Origin of the sequence: Oceanobacillus piezotolerans (assembly GCF_003665065.1) — a bacterium.
Classification (GTDB): Bacteria; Bacillota; Bacilli; order Bacillales; family Amphibacillaceae; genus Oceanobacillus; species Oceanobacillus piezotolerans.
Map to the genome: position 1 here is coordinate 408,470 of NZ_RCHR01000003.1, position 16,991 is coordinate 425,460.

General features: G+C 36.1%; 17 protein-coding genes. 15 read left to right on the top strand and 2 right to left on the bottom strand.

Translation table 11 applies throughout. The features are described from left to right. Nucleotides 1–5 precede the first annotated feature (5 nt). Both ftsW and pyc read left to right on the top strand, forming a co-directional pair. The gene (gene ftsW, locus D8M04_RS10105) at nt 6–1,127 is read left to right on the top strand and encodes a putative lipid II flippase FtsW (RefSeq protein ID WP_121522792.1); all 1,122 of its coding nucleotides are present in this window, start codon (nt 6–8) and stop codon (nt 1,125–1,127) included. Nucleotides 1,128–1,160: 33 nt separating this feature from the next. After that, nucleotides 1,161–4,604 carry a pyruvate carboxylase gene (gene pyc, locus D8M04_RS10110; RefSeq protein ID WP_121522793.1) on the top strand — a complete coding sequence of 1,148 codons (3,444 nt, stop codon included), beginning with the start codon at nt 1,161–1,163 and terminating at the stop codon, nt 4,602–4,604. A 171-nt stretch (nt 4,605–4,775) separates the two neighbouring features. On the opposite strand, the gene D8M04_RS10115 is transcribed toward pyc, so the two are convergent. Continuing rightward, nucleotides 4,776–5,729: a COX15/CtaA family protein gene (locus D8M04_RS10115; RefSeq protein ID WP_121522794.1), complete on the bottom strand. Its 954-nt coding sequence runs from the start codon at nt 5,727–5,729 to the stop codon at nt 4,776–4,778. A gap of 531 nt (nt 5,730–6,260) precedes the next feature. On the opposite strand from D8M04_RS10115, the gene cyoE reads away from it, so the two are divergent. From cyoE to D8M04_RS10150, 7 genes are all read left to right on the top strand, one after another. Continuing rightward, nucleotides 6,261–7,202 (top strand): heme o synthase, encoded by a 942-nt coding sequence (gene cyoE, locus D8M04_RS10120; protein ID WP_121522795.1) that lies wholly within the window; start codon nt 6,261–6,263, stop codon nt 7,200–7,202. Nucleotides 7,203–7,283: 81 nt separating this feature from the next. Next, nucleotides 7,284–8,339, top strand: a complete 1,056-nt coding sequence (coxB, locus tag D8M04_RS10125; protein ID WP_121522796.1) for a cytochrome c oxidase subunit II — start codon at nt 7,284–7,286, stop codon at nt 8,337–8,339. A gap of 45 nt (nt 8,340–8,384) precedes the next feature. Continuing rightward, nucleotides 8,385–10,241, top strand: a complete 1,857-nt coding sequence (ctaD, locus tag D8M04_RS10130; RefSeq protein ID WP_121522797.1) for a cytochrome c oxidase subunit I — start codon at nt 8,385–8,387, stop codon at nt 10,239–10,241. A 1-nt stretch (nt 10,242) separates the two neighbouring features. After that, nucleotides 10,243–10,866 (top strand): cytochrome (ubi)quinol oxidase subunit III, encoded by a 624-nt coding sequence (locus D8M04_RS10135; protein ID WP_121522798.1) that lies wholly within the window; start codon nt 10,243–10,245, stop codon nt 10,864–10,866. A 3-nt stretch (nt 10,867–10,869) separates the two neighbouring features. Further along, the gene (gene ctaF, locus D8M04_RS10140) at nt 10,870–11,190 is read left to right on the top strand and encodes a cytochrome c oxidase subunit IVB (protein WP_121522799.1); all 321 of its coding nucleotides are present in this window, start codon (nt 10,870–10,872) and stop codon (nt 11,188–11,190) included. 340 nt (nt 11,191–11,530) lie between these two features. Then, a complete protein-coding gene (gene ctaG / locus D8M04_RS10145; RefSeq protein ID WP_121522800.1) occupies nt 11,531–12,436 on the top strand; it encodes a cytochrome c oxidase assembly factor CtaG in 906 nt (301 codons plus the stop codon). Between the two features lie 42 nt (nt 12,437–12,478). Next, nucleotides 12,479–12,934, top strand: a complete 456-nt coding sequence (locus D8M04_RS10150) for a DUF420 domain-containing protein (RefSeq protein WP_121522801.1) — start codon at nt 12,479–12,481, stop codon at nt 12,932–12,934. A gap of 49 nt (nt 12,935–12,983) precedes the next feature. Here the strand turns inward: D8M04_RS10150 and D8M04_RS10155 are convergent, their stop codons facing one another. After that, on the bottom strand, nt 12,984–13,352 hold the full coding sequence (locus D8M04_RS10155) for a YugN family protein (RefSeq protein WP_121522802.1): 369 nt from the start codon (nt 13,350–13,352) through the stop codon (nt 12,984–12,986). Nucleotides 13,353–13,866: 514 nt separating this feature from the next. Here D8M04_RS10155 and ylbD point away from each other — a divergent pair. The 6 genes from ylbD to coaD all read left to right on the top strand — a co-directional run bounded on the left by ylbD (nt 13,867) and on the right by coaD (nt 16,874). Continuing rightward, nucleotides 13,867–14,283, top strand: a complete 417-nt coding sequence (gene ylbD / locus D8M04_RS10160; RefSeq protein WP_121522803.1) for a YlbD family protein — start codon at nt 13,867–13,869, stop codon at nt 14,281–14,283. Nucleotides 14,284–14,298: 15 nt separating this feature from the next. Beyond that, nucleotides 14,299–14,532: a YlbE-like family protein gene (locus tag D8M04_RS10165; protein ID WP_121522804.1), complete on the top strand. Its 234-nt coding sequence runs from the start codon at nt 14,299–14,301 to the stop codon at nt 14,530–14,532. Between the two features lie 57 nt (nt 14,533–14,589). Further along, nucleotides 14,590–15,027 carry a YlbF/YmcA family competence regulator gene (locus D8M04_RS10170; protein WP_121522805.1) on the top strand — a complete coding sequence of 146 codons (438 nt, stop codon included), beginning with the start codon at nt 14,590–14,592 and terminating at the stop codon, nt 15,025–15,027. A gap of 169 nt (nt 15,028–15,196) precedes the next feature. After that, a complete protein-coding gene (locus D8M04_RS10175) occupies nt 15,197–15,472 on the top strand; it encodes a YlbG family protein (protein ID WP_121522806.1) in 276 nt (91 codons plus the stop codon). A 338-nt stretch (nt 15,473–15,810) separates the two neighbouring features. After that, a complete protein-coding gene (gene rsmD / locus D8M04_RS10180) occupies nt 15,811–16,365 on the top strand; it encodes a 16S rRNA (guanine(966)-N(2))-methyltransferase RsmD (RefSeq protein ID WP_121522807.1) in 555 nt (184 codons plus the stop codon). A 23-nt stretch (nt 16,366–16,388) separates the two neighbouring features. After that, on the top strand, nt 16,389–16,874 hold the full coding sequence (coaD, locus tag D8M04_RS10185) for a pantetheine-phosphate adenylyltransferase (RefSeq protein ID WP_121522808.1): 486 nt from the start codon (nt 16,389–16,391) through the stop codon (nt 16,872–16,874). Nucleotides 16,875–16,991: the final 117 nt, after the last annotated feature.

Genomic DNA, 16,991 nt, shown 5'->3' on the forward strand with positions numbered 1-16,991 from the left:
GTAAGATGATTCAGAGATTAAAAGATTACGACTACACATTACTCATTACTCCTATCTTTTTAACAGCTTTTGGTCTTGTTATGATTTATAGTGCCAGTATGGTTACAGCTGTGGTGGAGGGCAATAATAGCACGCATTATTTAGTTAGGCAATCCATCTTTTTTGCAATTGGTATGGTTGGATTTATTATTACCTCCTTATTCCCATATAAGTACTATCAAAAATTAATAAAGTTGCTGATAATTATTGTTATTGGACTTTTAGTTGGAGTGTTAATTTTTGGGAATGAGGTAAATAATGCGAAATCATGGTTTGTTATTGGTCCATTTAGTATGCAACCATCTGAGTTTGCAAAACTTGCACTGATTATGTACTTAGCATCTGTTTATTCAAAAAAGCAAGCATACTTAAATGATTTTGTGAAAGGTGTATTGCCGCCATTAATTATGACTTGTATAATTCTCGGATTAATTATGCTGCAGCCAGATATCGGTACAGCAGCAATTATCTTTTTAATCGTATGTTCAGTTATTTTCAGCTCGGGAATTAAAATGAAACATCTTTCTGTATTAATTTTTATTGGACTGGCTCTAGTTATAATAGCAGCTCCATTTATGATTACAGATGAAAGATTGTCAAGATTTACAGGTGCTTATCAGCCTTTTGAAACTCCCGATTCGGATGGTTATCAATTAATTCAATCTTATTTAGCAATCGGTGTTGGGGGACTAACTGGAGAAGGTTTAGGGCAAAGTGTTCAGAAATTAGGATATTTAACCCAAGCACATACGGACTTCATCATGGCGGTTATAGCTGAAGAGCTTGGATTTATTGGGGTAGTTATAGTTATTGGTCTATTTTCGGTAATCGTACTTCGAGGCATCTTTATTTCCAGAAAGTGTGAAGATAGTTTTGGAGCATTACTGGCGATAGGCATATCTTCTATGATAGGAATTCAGGCCTTTATAAATCTAGGAGCTATTAGTGGTATTTTACCGATTACAGGTGTGCCTTTACCTTTTATTAGCTATGGTGGATCATCTCTGTTAGTTTTGTTAATTTCAATGGGAATCCTTAATAATATTGCAATGAATGTTAATAAGAGGGAGAATGACGTAAAAGAGTAGTAATTTCTTAGTATAATAGAGGAGGTCTCTTTTATGACAGAATTGAAGCGAATTAAGAAAGTGCTAGTTGCTAATCGTGGGGAGATAGCTATACGTGTTTTTCGTGCTTGCACAGAAATGAATATTCGCACCGTCGCAATTTATTCTAGTGAGGATACTGGTTCATACCATCGTTTTAAGGCTGATGAAACTTATTTAATCGGCGAAGGAAAAAAACCAATTGATGCATACCTAGATATAGAAGGGATAATTGCATTAGCTAAGAGAGTCCAGGTTGATGCCATTCACCCTGGTTACGGTTTTTTGTCTGAAAATATCGAATTTGCAAAGCGGTGTGAAGAAGAAGGCATTATTTTTATCGGACCAACCAGTGAACATTTGAGTATGTTTGGTGATAAAGTAAAAGCAAGGGAACAAGCAACAGCAGCTGGATTACCAGTCATTCCTGGCAGTGATGGTCCTGTTCAGACGATTGAAGATGTTCAAGCGTTTGGATCAAAATATGGTTATCCGATCATAATCAAAGCTTCATTAGGTGGCGGTGGCCGTGGGATGCGTATTGTGGAGAGTGAACAAGATGTTACAGAAGCCTATGAAAGAGCAAAATCTGAAGCAAAATCGGCTTTTGGTAATGATGAGATTTATGTAGAGAAATTCATCCAAAATCCGAAGCATATTGAAGTTCAGATTATCGGTGACAAACATGGGAACATTGTGCACCTCTATGAGAGAGATTGTTCTGTGCAAAGAAGGCATCAAAAACTTATTGAAGTTGCACCAAGTCTTTCTTTATCTGAAGAGCTTCGCGAGGAAATATGTAACGCTGCAGTTCGTTTAATGAAGAACGTTGATTACATAAATGCGGGGACAGTTGAATTTTTAGTAACGGGTGAAGAATACTATTTTATTGAGGTAAACCCTAGAGTACAGGTAGAGCATACAATCACTGAAATGATTACTGGAATCGATATTGTACAAACGCAAATTAAAGTGGCAGAAGGACATGAGTTACATAGTGATACAATTGGTATCCCAACCCAAGAAAATGTAAGCACAATGGGTTATGCGATTCAGTCAAGGATTACGACAGAAGATCCGTTAAATAACTTCATGCCTGATACTGGAAAGATAATGGCTTATCGTTCTGGTGGAGGATTTGGGGTACGGCTGGATGCTGGAAATGCATATCAGGGCGCCGTTATTTCTCCGCATTATGATTCCCTGTTAGTAAAGGTATCCACTCATGCGATGACATTTGAACAGGCTGCACATAAAATGGTGCGAAACCTGAAGGAATTTAGAATTAGAGGAATTAAAACTAATATCCCATTCCTGGAAAATGTAATGGTTCATGAAAGCTTTTTATCCGGGGAATATGATACTACATTTATTGATAAAACTCCTGAGTTATTTGTATTTCCAAAACGACGTGACAGAGGGACAAAAATGCTCAGCTATATCGGTTACACGACAGTAAATGGAGTGGAAGGTTTACCGAAAAAAGAGAAGCCGGAGTTTCCGTCGTTAGAAATACCTAAAATTGATCCTTTAGAGAGTTTTCCAAATGGTACAAAGCAAATACTGGAAGAACAAGGTCCAGAAGGCTTAGCAAATTGGCTGAAAAACCAAAAAGAAGTTTTATTAACTGACACTACATTCCGTGATGCACACCAATCACTGCTGGCGACTAGAATCAGAACGAAAGATATTTTAAGAATTGCTGAACCTACAGCAAACATGCTTCCTAACTTATTTTCTGTTGAAATGTGGGGAGGAGCTACGTTTGATGTAGCATACCGTTTCCTAAAAGAAAATCCATGGCACCGATTGATAAAATTACGTGAAAAGATGCCAAATATCCTTTTCCAAATGCTTCTGCGTGCAAGTAATGCAGTAGGATATAAAAATTATCCAGATAATTTAATAGATGAGTTTGTAGAGAAAAGTGCAAACGCTGGAATAGATGTCTTCCGTATCTTTGACAGTTTAAACTGGATCGAAGGAATGAAGCCGGCAATTGAAGCAGTTCGTGCGAATAATAAAGTGGCAGAAGCCACTCTATGCTACACTGGTGATATCTTGGACAAGGGCCGTCAAAAATACGATATGCAGTATTACAAAACAATGGCAAAAGAACTAGAAGCGTCAGGTGCACACATACTTGGAATTAAAGATATGGCAGGATTGCTTAAGCCGGAAGCTGCTTACCAGTTAATCTCTACGTTAAAAGAAACCGTTGATATTCCAATTCATCTTCATACACATGATACAAGTGGCAATGGTATTTTTACTTATGCACGTGCAATTGAAGCTGGTGTGGATGTAGTCGATGTAGCAACAGGATCCATGGCTGGAAATACTTCACAGCCTAGTGCACAATCGTTGTATTATGCTTTACAAGGTACGGAAAGACAACCGAGAGTTAATATTGAGAACTATGAAGAAATATCTACTTATTGGGAAGGTGTTCGGAAATATTACCAAGAGTTTGAAAGTGGAATGAATGCTCCGCACTCTGAAATATACTTCCATGAAATGCCTGGTGGTCAATATAGTAATTTACAGCAACAAGCAAAGGCAGTTGGACTTGGAGAACGCTGGTCAGAAGTTAAAACCATGTACCGAAAAGTAAACGATATGTTTGGTGATGTTGTTAAGGTAACACCTTCATCTAAAGTAATTGGTGACATGGCATTGTTTATGGTACAAAACAATCTTACAGAAGAAGATGTTTATCAAAAAGGAGAATCCATCGATTTCCCTGACTCTGTTATAGAATTTGTACAAGGCTATATTGGTCAGCCGTATCAAGGGTTTCCGAAAGAACTGCAAAGGATCATCTTGAAAGATAGAGAAGCCATTACGGTGAGACCTGGAGAATTGTTAGAGCCAATTGATTTTAAAGAGATACGTGATACATTATTTAATCAATTAAACAGACAAGTTACAAGCTTTGACTGTATTTCATATGCACTTTATCCAAAGGTATTCCTTGATTATCAATCATTTTATGAAAAGTATGGAGATGTATCCGTACTTGATACGCCAACCTTCTTCTACGGAATGAGGCTAGGCGAAGAAATAGAAATTGAGATTGAAAAGGGGAAAACATTATTTGTAAAATTAGTATCTATTTCTGAAGCAAGATTGGACGGAACTCGTACTATCTATTTCGAATTAAACGGTCAGCCGAGAGAAGTTACCGTAAAAGACGAAAATATTAAAACGAATATTGTGGAACGTCCAAAAGTAGATAAGGGTATTAATAAGCAAATTGGTGCCACCATGCCAGGTACTGTTCTTAAAGTAAATTGTGCAAAAGGGGATAAAGTAGAGAAGGGACAACATCTTCTTACTACAGAAGCGATGAAAATGGAGACTACTGTACAAGCACCTTTTGCTGGTACAATCAAAGAATTGTATGTAAGTAATGGCGATGCAATAGCGGTTGATGATTTATTAATAGAATTTGAATAAGAAAGAGGGAAGCAGCTAACATGAAGCTGCTTCCCTTTTTTCACATTTTTACCGTTTAAAACGGTAAATAGTATAAAGAATAGAAATTCGTTTTCTTGCATTATGCATTTATTTATAAGCCCTGGCCAGCAGTGACACAGGTACTTTGTGAAAGAGAAATGTTTCCTGTTTTTAGATAATTAATTCTCTCTTATTTAGTTCCTCTTGATATAATTTTTCTGCTTTGGATGATCGGTTTGAAAGAAGTACAAAGTAGCTAAGCATACCAAAGTAACAAGAGACAACAAGAGCGTGCAACAAAGCAATGCCAAGGTTTAATAAGGTAAAGATGATAAGTGCACCTAGTATTACCTGGAATGAAATTAAGGAGATTGTAATTGCCCAACTCCAAACCATCACTTTACTCGATTTATAGTATTTTATCATTCTAATAGTCAGAATTAGAGTCCAAATGAATAGCATACCTGCACTTAGTCGATGCCCCATCTGGATCCACTGTTGTAGATAGTAATCAGAAAATGCGAATGGATCACTATTATTACAGAATGGCCAACTGCCGCATACCAAATTGGACTCAGTATGTCTGACAAGCGCTCCTGTGTAAACAACCAATAGTGTATAAATTGTTAAGGCATAAATCTCGATTCGGTGCTTCTTTTTTATTAAAAGTGTCTTTGTATCCCATTTTTTGTCAATCTCGAATATAAGTAGCGTTAATAAGAAAACAGAAGCAAATGAGATTAATGAAATTCCAAAGTGTGTGGCCAAAACAAAATCATTCTGTCCCCAAACAACCGCAGCAGCACCTACTAAAGCTTGAACGACAATGAAGAAAACAGAAAGGAAGGCTAAAAATTTTACTTCTCGAATATTTCCCAGGTTTCTCCATGCAAGAATTGCTAGTAATAATACTACAATCCCTACAACACCTGTAACTAAACGGTGACTGAGTTCAATTGCCATTTCAATCGTAACTATTGATGGCAGCACTTCACCCTCACATAATGGCCAACTATTTCCACAGCCATCTGCTGAACCGGTTTTAGTAACAAGTGCTCCGCCTAACAATAAAAAAAGCATACAAATTGTTGCAATTACAGATAAGTATTTCAATTGTTTAATCATTCTTCTGCCTCTCTTTTTATGTATTACTCTATTTATAATAATATTAATTGACAAAACAATCCAATAAAAGCTATTCCGCTGTAGCTTATTAGCAAACTATCATCTGGTAAACTTTATACTTGCTCTATAGGAGGGCAAGTAAAACAAAAAATGGACTAACGGTAAAATTACTAGTTAATTGCTAGCTTTCTATACTATAACATGCTTTTTTTATGATTTACACTATTTAAAAAAGTAAAAACTCCTTGCATTATTGATAGGAGTTTGCTAGAAATAATATAGAGAGGATAATTGCTAACTAAGGTCTAAACAAAGATTACATATTATTCAGAATGCAACTGCATCCACTGGATGTATTTTTTGTTCGAAATGTTGTCACTTTCCAAGGGCGTACTCCATGATATTATTAAACAATATGGCATATTAGATAATATGGTGCCTCCATGTTACAATTTATTAGTAGATGTTACAGTTTTTTAATATTTCTAACTTGGAAAACATCGTTGATTTTAGATAAAAGGAGGGGAAAAGTTGGAAAAAGCGAGTACGTCCTATAGAGAAGTGCAAAACGATACTACGGTATCTACCGGACAAAAAATAAAAACGTTTATTTCTGAATTTAAAGCCCTTATTAAAATTGGTATTGTCCATTCTAATCTAATTACTACATTTGCTGGTTTCTGGTTAGCTATTTACTTTACTGGCTCTTCTATTACCTCTCATTGGGATACTTTAGTGTACACAATGCTTGGGAGTGGATTAGTAATAGCGGGAGGCTGTATCCTTAATAATTGGTATGATGTAGATATCGATCCCAAAATGAACCGAACAAGTAAACGTCCAACGGTCACAGGGTTCTTTTCCATGAAAGCGGTATTAACGATGGGAATTGCAGCAAGTATCATTGGTTTTATTTTGTTAGGATTAGCTACTTTCACATCAGCAGTATTTGGCTTTATTGGCTGGTTTGTTTACGTAGTTCTCTATACAATGTGGACAAAGCGCACGACTACTTTAAATACGGCTGTGGGAAGTCTATCAGGAGCAATGCCGCCATTAATCGGTTGGACTGCAATTAATCCAGAGTTCCATGTTATTCCTCTGATTCTATTCTTTATTATGTTTTTATGGCAAACACCGCATTTTCTTGCGCTAGCTATGAAGAAAACAGATGATTATAGGAGAGCGGGAGTTCCAATGCTGCCAGTAGTTCATGGGTTTGAAATGACAAAACGTCAGATAGTGGTTTATATTGCATGTTTACTGCCTTTGCCGTTTTTTCTAACTTCTTTAGGAACAGTATTTGTAGTTGTAGCTACTATGATGAATATTGGTTGGTTAATTATCGGTTTTCGGGGATTTTTTGTGAAAGATGATCTAAAATGGGCAAACATGATTTTTATTTATTCTCTAAATTATCTCACAGTTGTATTCTTGTTAATGATTGTGGTAACTTTACCTATTTTTAACTAGAGTACAAGATATTTGTTTTTAGTTAGCTTTCATTCTTAATATAGTTATAGAAAAAACAAAGGAGAAAGAGAGGTTCAATTCATGAATCGATGGATGGGAAAAATTAAAGCATTAATCCTGTTAGGTTTTGTATCCCTAGTATTGGCTGCTTGTGGGAAAGAAAACTTGACAGCTCTCGACCCTAAGGGTTACGGGGCAGAAGTTTCTATGGATATCATGATTCTTTCAATCATTATTATGATTGCTGTATTTGTCATCGTTATGCTGGTGTATACTGTAGCAATTATTCGATTCCGTAGAAAGAAGGGGCAAGAGAACTACATTCCGAAACAGGTTGAGGGGAATCACAAGTTAGAAATTGTTTGGACAGCAATACCTATTGTTTTAGTTATTATTCTAGCAGTACCGACAATTTTTACTGTTTTTGATTTGGCTGATGATGCTGATGCTAGTGAATCAATATCAATCGATGTTACAGGTAATCAGTATTGGTGGCACTTTAACTATTCGAATGAGGAGATTCAAACAAGTCAGGACATGTATATTCCAGTAAATGAAAAAGTTTATTTGAATATTGACTCTGCGGATGTTATTCACTCATTCTGGGTACCAACTATTTCAGGGAAGATGGATGCAAATCCAGAAAACACAAATACGATGTATATTGAAGCATACGAAGAAGGCGTATATTGGGGTAAGTGCGCTGAACTATGCGGTCCTTCTCACTCACTAATGGATTTTAAGATAGTTGTTGTGAGTCAGGAAGAATATGATCAATGGGTTGAAGATATGAAAAGTGTGGATCCGGAGGCAGAACCCGAAACTGCTTCAGCTCAGGAAGGGAAAGACCTTTTTGAAGCAAACAGCTGTATTGGCTGCCATGCCATTGGATCGTCACCATCTGCAGTTGGACCAAACTTAACTAATTTTGCTAACCGTACAACTTTAGCTGGGGTAGAAGACTTAACATATGAAAATTTAGTTGACTGGTTAATGAATCCTGAAGCATTGAAACCAGGCAATAAAATGACTGGTAATTATCCTGAACTATCAGAAGATGAGGCAAGTAGTATTGCTGAATATCTATTAGGGCTGGATCATTCAGAAATAAATCCAGAAAGTGCAGGAAACGAATAGAGAGAATAAATTTGGGATGGAAGACACAAAAGGGAGGTTTCAATATTGAGTATTGCGTCTACTCAACAGAAAGGCTTCTGGGCCATTTTATGGGACTACTTAACAACAGTTGACCATAAGAAGCTTGGAAATATGTATATTGCTGCTGGAGCATTTTTCTTTGTGCTCGGGGGGATTGAAGCACTAGTTATTCGTATACAATTAGCAAAACCTGAGAATGATTTCATTAGTGCTGGCTTGTATAATGAAATGATTACCATGCATGGTACTACAATGATATTTTTTGCTGCTATGCCTATTTTAATTGGATTTATGAATGCTATCATGCCGCTTCAAATTGGTGCACGTGACGTAGCATTTCCTTTCTTAAACTCATTAGGATTTTGGTTATTCCTATTTGGTGGGATTATGTTAAATCTTAGTTGGTTTTTAGGCGGAGCACCGGATGCTGGCTGGACAGCATATGCACCGTTATCTATTCAGTCACCAGGACATGGTATGGATTTTTATATTTTGGGATTACAGCTTTCAGGGGCAGGTACGTTAATGGGGGGGATTAATTTCCTTGTTACTATCGTTACTATGAGAGCTCCTGGTATGACTTATATGCGTATGCCATTATTTACCTGGACTACATTTGTAGCAAGTATCTTGATCTTATTTGCATTTCCAGCTCTAACGGTTGGTCTTTTCTTGCTAATGTTTGACCGTTTGTTTGGATCCGCATTCTTTGACGTTGCTTTAGGTGGTAACTCAGTTATATGGCAACATTTATTCTGGATTTTTGGGCACCCGGAAGTATATATCTTAATCTTGCCTGCGTTTGGGATTTTTAGCGAGATCATTCCAGTTTTTTCTAGAAAGCGGTTATTTGGTTATACATCTATGGTATTTGCAACGTTCTTAATTGCCTTTTTAGGATTTATGGTTTGGGCGCACCATATGTTTGCCGTAGGTTTGGGACCGACAGCAAACGCTATCTTCGCAGTTGGCACGATGGCAATTGCCGTTCCTACAGGTATTAAAATCTTCAACTGGTTAGCAACATTGTGGGGAGGAAGTATTACCATTAATTCTGCCATGCTTTGGTCTTTAGGGTTTATTCCATCCTTTACTATTGGCGGGATGACAGGGGTTATGCTCGGTGCTACAACTGCTGATTACCAATATCATGACACCTACTTTGTTATAGCGCATTTCCACTATGTTATTGTAGGTGGGGTAGTATTTGGTATTTTAGCTGGACTGCATTACTGGTGGCCTAAATTGTTTGGTAAAGTGTTAAATGAAGCGATGGGTAAAATTGCTTTCTGGTTCTTCTTTATTGGTTTCCATTTAACTTTCTTTATCCAACATTTCTTAGGACTGATGGGAATGCCTCGTCGTTATTGGGTGTTCTTAGAAGGACAAGGATTAGATACAGGAAATATGATTAGTACAGTTGGCGCTTTTCTAATGGGTATTGGTTCACTTGTATTCATTATTAACGTCGTGTATACAACTGTAAAAGGTGAAAAAGCCGGAAACGATCCATGGGGTGACGGCCGTTCACTTGAATGGTCAATTTCATCACCGCCAAAAGAGTATAACTTTAAGCAATTGCCATTAGTTCGTGGTTTAGATCCATATTGGATTGAAAAAATGGAAGGAAATAAAAAGATGACACCAGCTCAGCCAGTAAATGATATTCATATGCCAAATGGTTCCATTCTTCCACTTATTATGACTATAGGATTCTTCATAGCTTCATTTGGGTTTATTTACCAAGTGGATAATAATTTATGGCTCATTGCCTTATTTGGTGGTATGGCTATTGCTTTAGGTAGTATGCTAGCACGTTCATTAGTGGATGATTATGGTTATCATATTCATAAAGAAGACCTTGAGAAGGAGGTTGACTAAGATGAGTCAGGAACATACTTTAGATCCAAATAACCTGCCTAAGGATCCTGCAAAGTCCACACTTGAGGGGAAACATAAATTCTTAGGATTATGGTTCTTCCTGGGTGGAGAAACTGTTCTCTTTTCTTGCTTCTTTGCCACGTATTTGGCATTGAAAAACTCGACAGCTGGTGGACCTACATCACAAGATTTATTTGGATTAGAACTTGTTTTTATTATGACAATCTTGTTGTTAACTAGTTCTCTAACAAGTGTGTATGCTATTTATCATATGAAAAACTATGATTTTAAGAAGATGCAATTGTGGTTTGGAATAACTGCTCTTCTGGGGCTAGCGTTCTTAGGGTTTGAAATTTATGAATTCTATCATTATATTACAGACTACGGTTTTACATTTCGTTCCTCAGCTTTTGGGTCAGCTTTCTATACGTTGGTTGGATTCCATGGTGGTCACGTAGTGTTTGGACTTAGTTGGCTTATCGCATTAATGGTGCGTAATGCGAGACGAGGTATTACATTGAAAAATGCATCCAAATTCAATACGTTTTCTTTGTATTGGCACTTTATCGATGTAGTTTGGGTATTTATCTTTACTGTTGTATATTTGATGGGGATGGTGAGTTAATTTATGACTGAAAATACAAGCATGAGTAAACTTAATTCATACCAAAATCATAAGAGCAAGGAAGAAATGAAACATCAAGTTATTACATTTGCCTTAATGATTATCTTTACGTTAATTGCGTTTTATGCAGTTGCTGTCGATATGGATAAGATTTTTGTCATTCCACTTATTCTTATTTTGGCTATTGTACAAGTGGGCTTTCAATTTTACTATTTTATGCATATGAAAGATAAAGGGCATGAGCTAGTCGCTCTATTAATCTTTGGCGGTATCTGGGTAGCTGCCGTTGCTATATTAACTTTTACTACAATTATTTGGTGGTAATCTTATTAGCAAAGAAGATCGGGATATATACCCGGTCTTTTTTGCTCGTTATATGCTGATTAGTAAGATCGCAGCTTTAACGGATTGTAAGCCCTTATTAGAAGACGAGGAATGGGAGTGGGGGAGAAACAGCAAGTGAACATCTGAGTCGCACAAGAGCTCCATACTCACACCCTTTTGGTGCTAAACTCAGAAGGAATGGAAGAAAAACCTACTGAGTAAAGTTTCACTTTATTCTTCATTGATAAATTGTTTGAATATCGTCACAAAATAAGTGTGCATTTTAATATAAAATAAAAGATGAAAGACTGAAAACCTATTTACGATGGAGTGAATACATATGTGGCTGGAGTTGCAAATATTTGGTTTTCGAGCGATGTGGAGTCCTTTCTTTTTTGTTTTTCTACTAGGGATTGGAATAGCCTATCATTTAATAACTGGACCGTATCGAAAGCGTTTTGGTGGGCAGGAGAAGCCTAATAGAAACCAGAAAGTTTCTTTCTATTTAGGTTTACTGCTTATATATATTGCCAAGGGATCACCTGTTGATTTACTGTCACACATTATGTTGACAGCCCACATGACACAAATGGCACTTTACTTAATTATCACACCAATCTTGATTATTAAGGGGCTGCCTGTTTGGATATGGAGAAATATTATAGAGGCCCCATTTGTTGGTTCTTTTCTGAGATTTGCAACAAAGCCAATTATTTCGTTGCTGCTGTTTAACGGTCTCTTTAGCATCTATCATATTCCAGTCATATTTAATTTTTCAAAATCTGCGCCCGTTGCACATACAACTATTCATGTGATATTACTTATTGCAGCATTTGTTATGTGGCTTCCTTTATTGGCTCCGATTAAAGAGTTTGATCATCTGAAGCCGATCTTGAAAGTAGGATATATCTTTGTGAATAGTGTGCTGATTACTCCTGCTTGTGTGCTAATTATTTTTTCATCTGTCCCGCTATACGCAGCATATACCCAAGACGGAGCATGGTTAACTGCTTTAAGTCTTTGTGTCCCAGGAGATGTTCTGAACAGTATCTCTACACAGCTTAATGGTCCTGAGACATTCTCACCGTTATCAGTGATGATTGATCAGCAATTAGGTGGTATTATAATGAAAGTTATACAAGAAATCGCCTATGGGTCAATATTAGCATCGATATTATTTAATTGGTTTAAGGAAGACGGAAATAAAATAGACCCGTTACCAGCAAATTCAGTTAAGTCTCGTTGAGTAACGAATGAAAAGATTACATAGAAAGGAAAGGTGAATAACTTGCCTTTTTTACCTACATTAAGTACATTTTTTATAGTATTAAGTGCTATCCTAGTTGCAATAGGTTGGTACTTTATTAGCATAAACAAAGTGAAAGCACATAAAAAAACAATGATTGCAGCAGCTGTTAGTGCACTCCTGTTTTTTACCATTTACATGTCACGAACCATTTTTATCGGGAATACTAGTTTCGGTGGTCCAGAGAATTTAAAGATATACTATACTGTTTTTCTTGTTTTTCATATTATCTTAGCAACAACAGGTGCTGTGTTCGGAATTATTACATTGACACTTGCTTTCAAGCGTAACATAACGAAACATAGAAAAATTGGCCCAGTAACATCAATTATATGGTTCTTTACTGCGATTACCGGAGTAATGGTATATTTATTCCTATATATCTTATTTGATACTGGACAAACTACCAATCTCTTCAGAGCAATTTTTGGACTTTAGCAAATAGAAAAGACGAGCGTATATACTACAGCTCGTCTTTTTGGTTCTATTAAGCTTTTTTGTATGGGGTAACATCATTTGCCACTTTAGTTAGTAGAGTATTGGCACGTTCAATCAATTCTTCGGAAAAGTTTTCTTCCTCTCCATATTCTACTCCATGTGGATAATAATGCTTTCCTAATAAAGGTGTTAGAAGCTTAATGACTGCATTACCCCTATCTACATCGCCTTCAATTGCATGCCCTTGTATACGAATATAATATGTAATGTTTTGCTCGTTTGAATCAATCTTGTAATCATAGGTAACGCGTTCGTAATCCCATTGACCTGCACGGATAAAGGCGTTTTTCCCTGTAATATGGTCAAGAGGCTTTAAGTCTATCACTACATTGTCGATTCCAGTGTTTTCGATTCTCATTTTTTTCACCTCGCATAATTGTCCTCATTAATTTATATTAGTACGAAAACGCTTAATTTGCAACGAATATACTAATATATTTCTTATTTTCTTAATAATTTATATAGTATTGGTTTGGGAATTCTGTCAGAAGTAAAACTTATTTTCACGAAAATAATCAAATAATTATATTGTTATTTGCTTATATAATGGTCTCACTTGATGTAACCCGTAGATTGAAGCAGCAATATTCTTCATCCACAGTTCGAAATGGAGGAGATTTAAAAGAACATTTGCAAATTGTTATTCAGTTATTGAAAGCGATACGCAGTTATGTGGATCTGTAATTAATGAAATTTAAATAGGCTAAGGAACCTTACGCGTTTGATTAATAAGAATCACTACAATTAGAGAAATTGCTTTCAGATAGTGGGTTAACTATGAAGAAGTTCGGTTAGCTTTTTCCGTTCTCACGTTAATGTGGCATTCGCATATTTTATAGTGAATAAGTCTATTTATTGATGGAGGAAAGAAAATGGAAAAGGAGAATTTACATCCATCTGTCGTGCAATTTAAACGATTTGTTAATGACCATCCAGAATTATTAAAAGAACTAAGGAAAACAGGGCGACCGTGGCAGGAATATTATGAAAAGTGGAGCTTGTTAGGAGAAGATGATCCCTTTTGGGATGAGTACAAGGCTCAGCCTAGTACAAGTAATTCAGACAAGAAAGAATCAGCAGATAAGGATTCGGAAAAAAGACAATTTGAACTGCTTGGTCAGCTCATGAAAGTTACGGAAAATATTGATATGAATAAAGTTCAAGGGCAAATTTCAAATTTGAGTAAAACAATTGGCACGGTACAGGAATTAATTGAACAATTTCAAAGTACAAAGAAACCAAAAAATATAGGTCCTTCCAGAGATCCATTTAATTGGTTTAAAGATTAGATTAGGAGAGAGAGAATGGATAAGCAGGTTCAAGAGTATTTAGCTAAGAATCCTAGTCTAGCAAATTTTATTCGTTATAATCCAGTGTGGTATCGGTACTTGACAAGGGACCCAAGCAGTATAAAAGAAATGGAAAAAGAAGCAAAGGTTTTTTATGGGAAGACAATCTCCCAAAGAGTGGAACGAATTAATAACAGTGTTCAAATGTTAAATATGGTGATGCAATTTGCAGGGGTGATGAAAGATTAACACCTTTCCATTTTCATGTTCATAAATAAATGATAAAATGGACATGGAGGTGTTTATATGATAGGCACACTTGAATATGTTGAGATTCTTGACCATTCAGAGAAGCTTGGAAAAATGGTGCTTGAATCTGATGTGATGGAAGCCTATACTCAGTCTAAGATAGCATTGAACCAAGATGAAGAAGCAAAAAAGCTGATTAAAGCTTTTAACGATATGAAGAGTCACTATGAGGACATACAACGTTTTGGAAGGTATCACCCTGATTATAATGAAATAATGAAAAAGGTGAGGTACACCAAACGTGAAATGGATATGCATGAAAAAGTTGCCTCTTTTAAAATAGCGGAACGTAATCTGCAAAAGCTATTAGATGAAATCAGTCAATATGTCGCATTAAGTGTCAGTGAACAAGTCAAGGCACCTAAAGACGGGGCAGCATTTACAGATAGCGGCTGTGGATGTGGCAGTGGTGGAGCTTGTGGTTGTGCTTCATAATAATCAGCTGACTTTCAGTGTTTAGCTGAAAGTCAGTTGACCTTAAGAGCATTGTACATAGAACTAAGCTATAATTGCTATGGAGGGATTGATTGTCCCTGGTTCGGATGGGTAGCAAATACTTTTCATAATTAAAGATAATAGGTATAAAATGAGTGAGGTCAAGAATATGAGAACAAATCGCCAGGGGTTAGTTGTTTGGTTTCAACATATGAAAAACTTAAAGCAGATTAAGCGGTTCGGTAATTTAATTTATGCATCTAAGAAGTTAAAATATGCAATAATATATGTCAATCAATCAGATGTTAATCAAGTGGAGAATAAATTAAATCGTTTGCCATTTGTATTAAAAATAGAACATTCCTATAAGCCTTTTGTACGAACAGACTTTGAGAATGCTTTACCAGACAAAGCAAAACAGTATGATTATAAAATGGGAATATAAAGTGAAATATTAATTCATAATACGCTTGATTGTTAATGGCTTTCCGTCTTCTATAGCGGTGAAAAAAAGAAAAAAACCTGCAGAATAATTAATTCTGCAGGTCCCTTTGTTTTTTCAAAGAAAAACAAATAGGCAAAGGGAGAGGAGAAACCGGAAGAAGAACTTATGGGGAAGTTTAAGTCTTCTCCGTGTTTGAAACAACCAGTTAACCAGTTGTATCACTATGTATTATGTACCTGGAAAAAATTATTATACATGAAATCAGTTAATTTCTATTTTGCAGATAAGCTTATTTATGGTAGGATAAAAGTCGAATAGTTCATATTAGAGGTGTCATCATGCGTGTTATAGCAGGAGATTTTAAAGGACGACAATTAAAAGCAGTCCCAGGTAAAACAACTAGACCAACAACAGATAAAGTTAAAGAGTCTATCTTTCAAATGCTTGGTCCTTTTTTCGAAGGGGGAAAGGTGCTGGATTTGTTTGCCGGCAGCGGCTCACTGGGTATAGAGGCAATGAGCAGAGGGATGGATTATGGAGTATTTGTAGATAAGCATCCGAAAGCAATACATACAATTACTGAAAATCTAAAGACATTGCATTTATTGAATAGAACAGAGATGTTTAGGGCTGATGCCTTTCGTGCTTTAAAAGGTGCGGCTAAAAGAGAATTGCGGTTTGATTTAATATTGCTTGATCCTCCATATGGTAAAGTGGATTATAAAAAATTAATAGAAGATATCCTTGAATTAAATTTAATAAGCTCTTACGGTTTGATTTATTGTGAACACAATCCATCTGAACATCTGCCAGAGAGCAATGATAAATTAAACCTTTTGAAACAAGAGAAATATGGAGAGACAATTGGAATAACTATTTACCAGAAGAAATAAATCTTTAAAAGGGAGTTAGGTCTATGGGAAAATTAGCAATATGCCCTGGCAGTTTTGATCCTATAACGAATGGGCATCTCGACATTATAACTAGGGCATCCAAAATATTCGATCGGGTTATTGTAGCAGTTTTTAACAATCAAGCAAAGTCACCATTATTTACGGTAGAAGAAAGAATGCGCTTACTAGAAGAGGCGACAAGTGACTTGCCTAATATTACAGTGGATTCTTCAGATCATTTATTGATGGATTATGCAAAAGAGCAGAATGCGGATGCGGTTGTCCGTGGATTAAGAGCAATTAGTGACTTTGAATACGAAATGCAGATTACATCTATGAATCGTAAACTAAATCCTGAAATTGAAACATTGTTTATGATGACAAATAATCAATATTCTTTTCTAAGTTCAAGCATGGTGAAAGAAATTGCAAAATATAACGGGGATATTTCTGGACTAGTACCCGACACTGTTAGGGCGGAACTAAAAAGAAAATTTAATTACTTATAAAAGGTTTCATTAAAGTCTTGTAAGAGTGAGAACATCTAATTGAGATTCTCTGTTCCTGTAAGTCAATCGTCGCTGAGGAAGTTTCTCCTACCTTAAGACAAACAGAGTATTAAACGT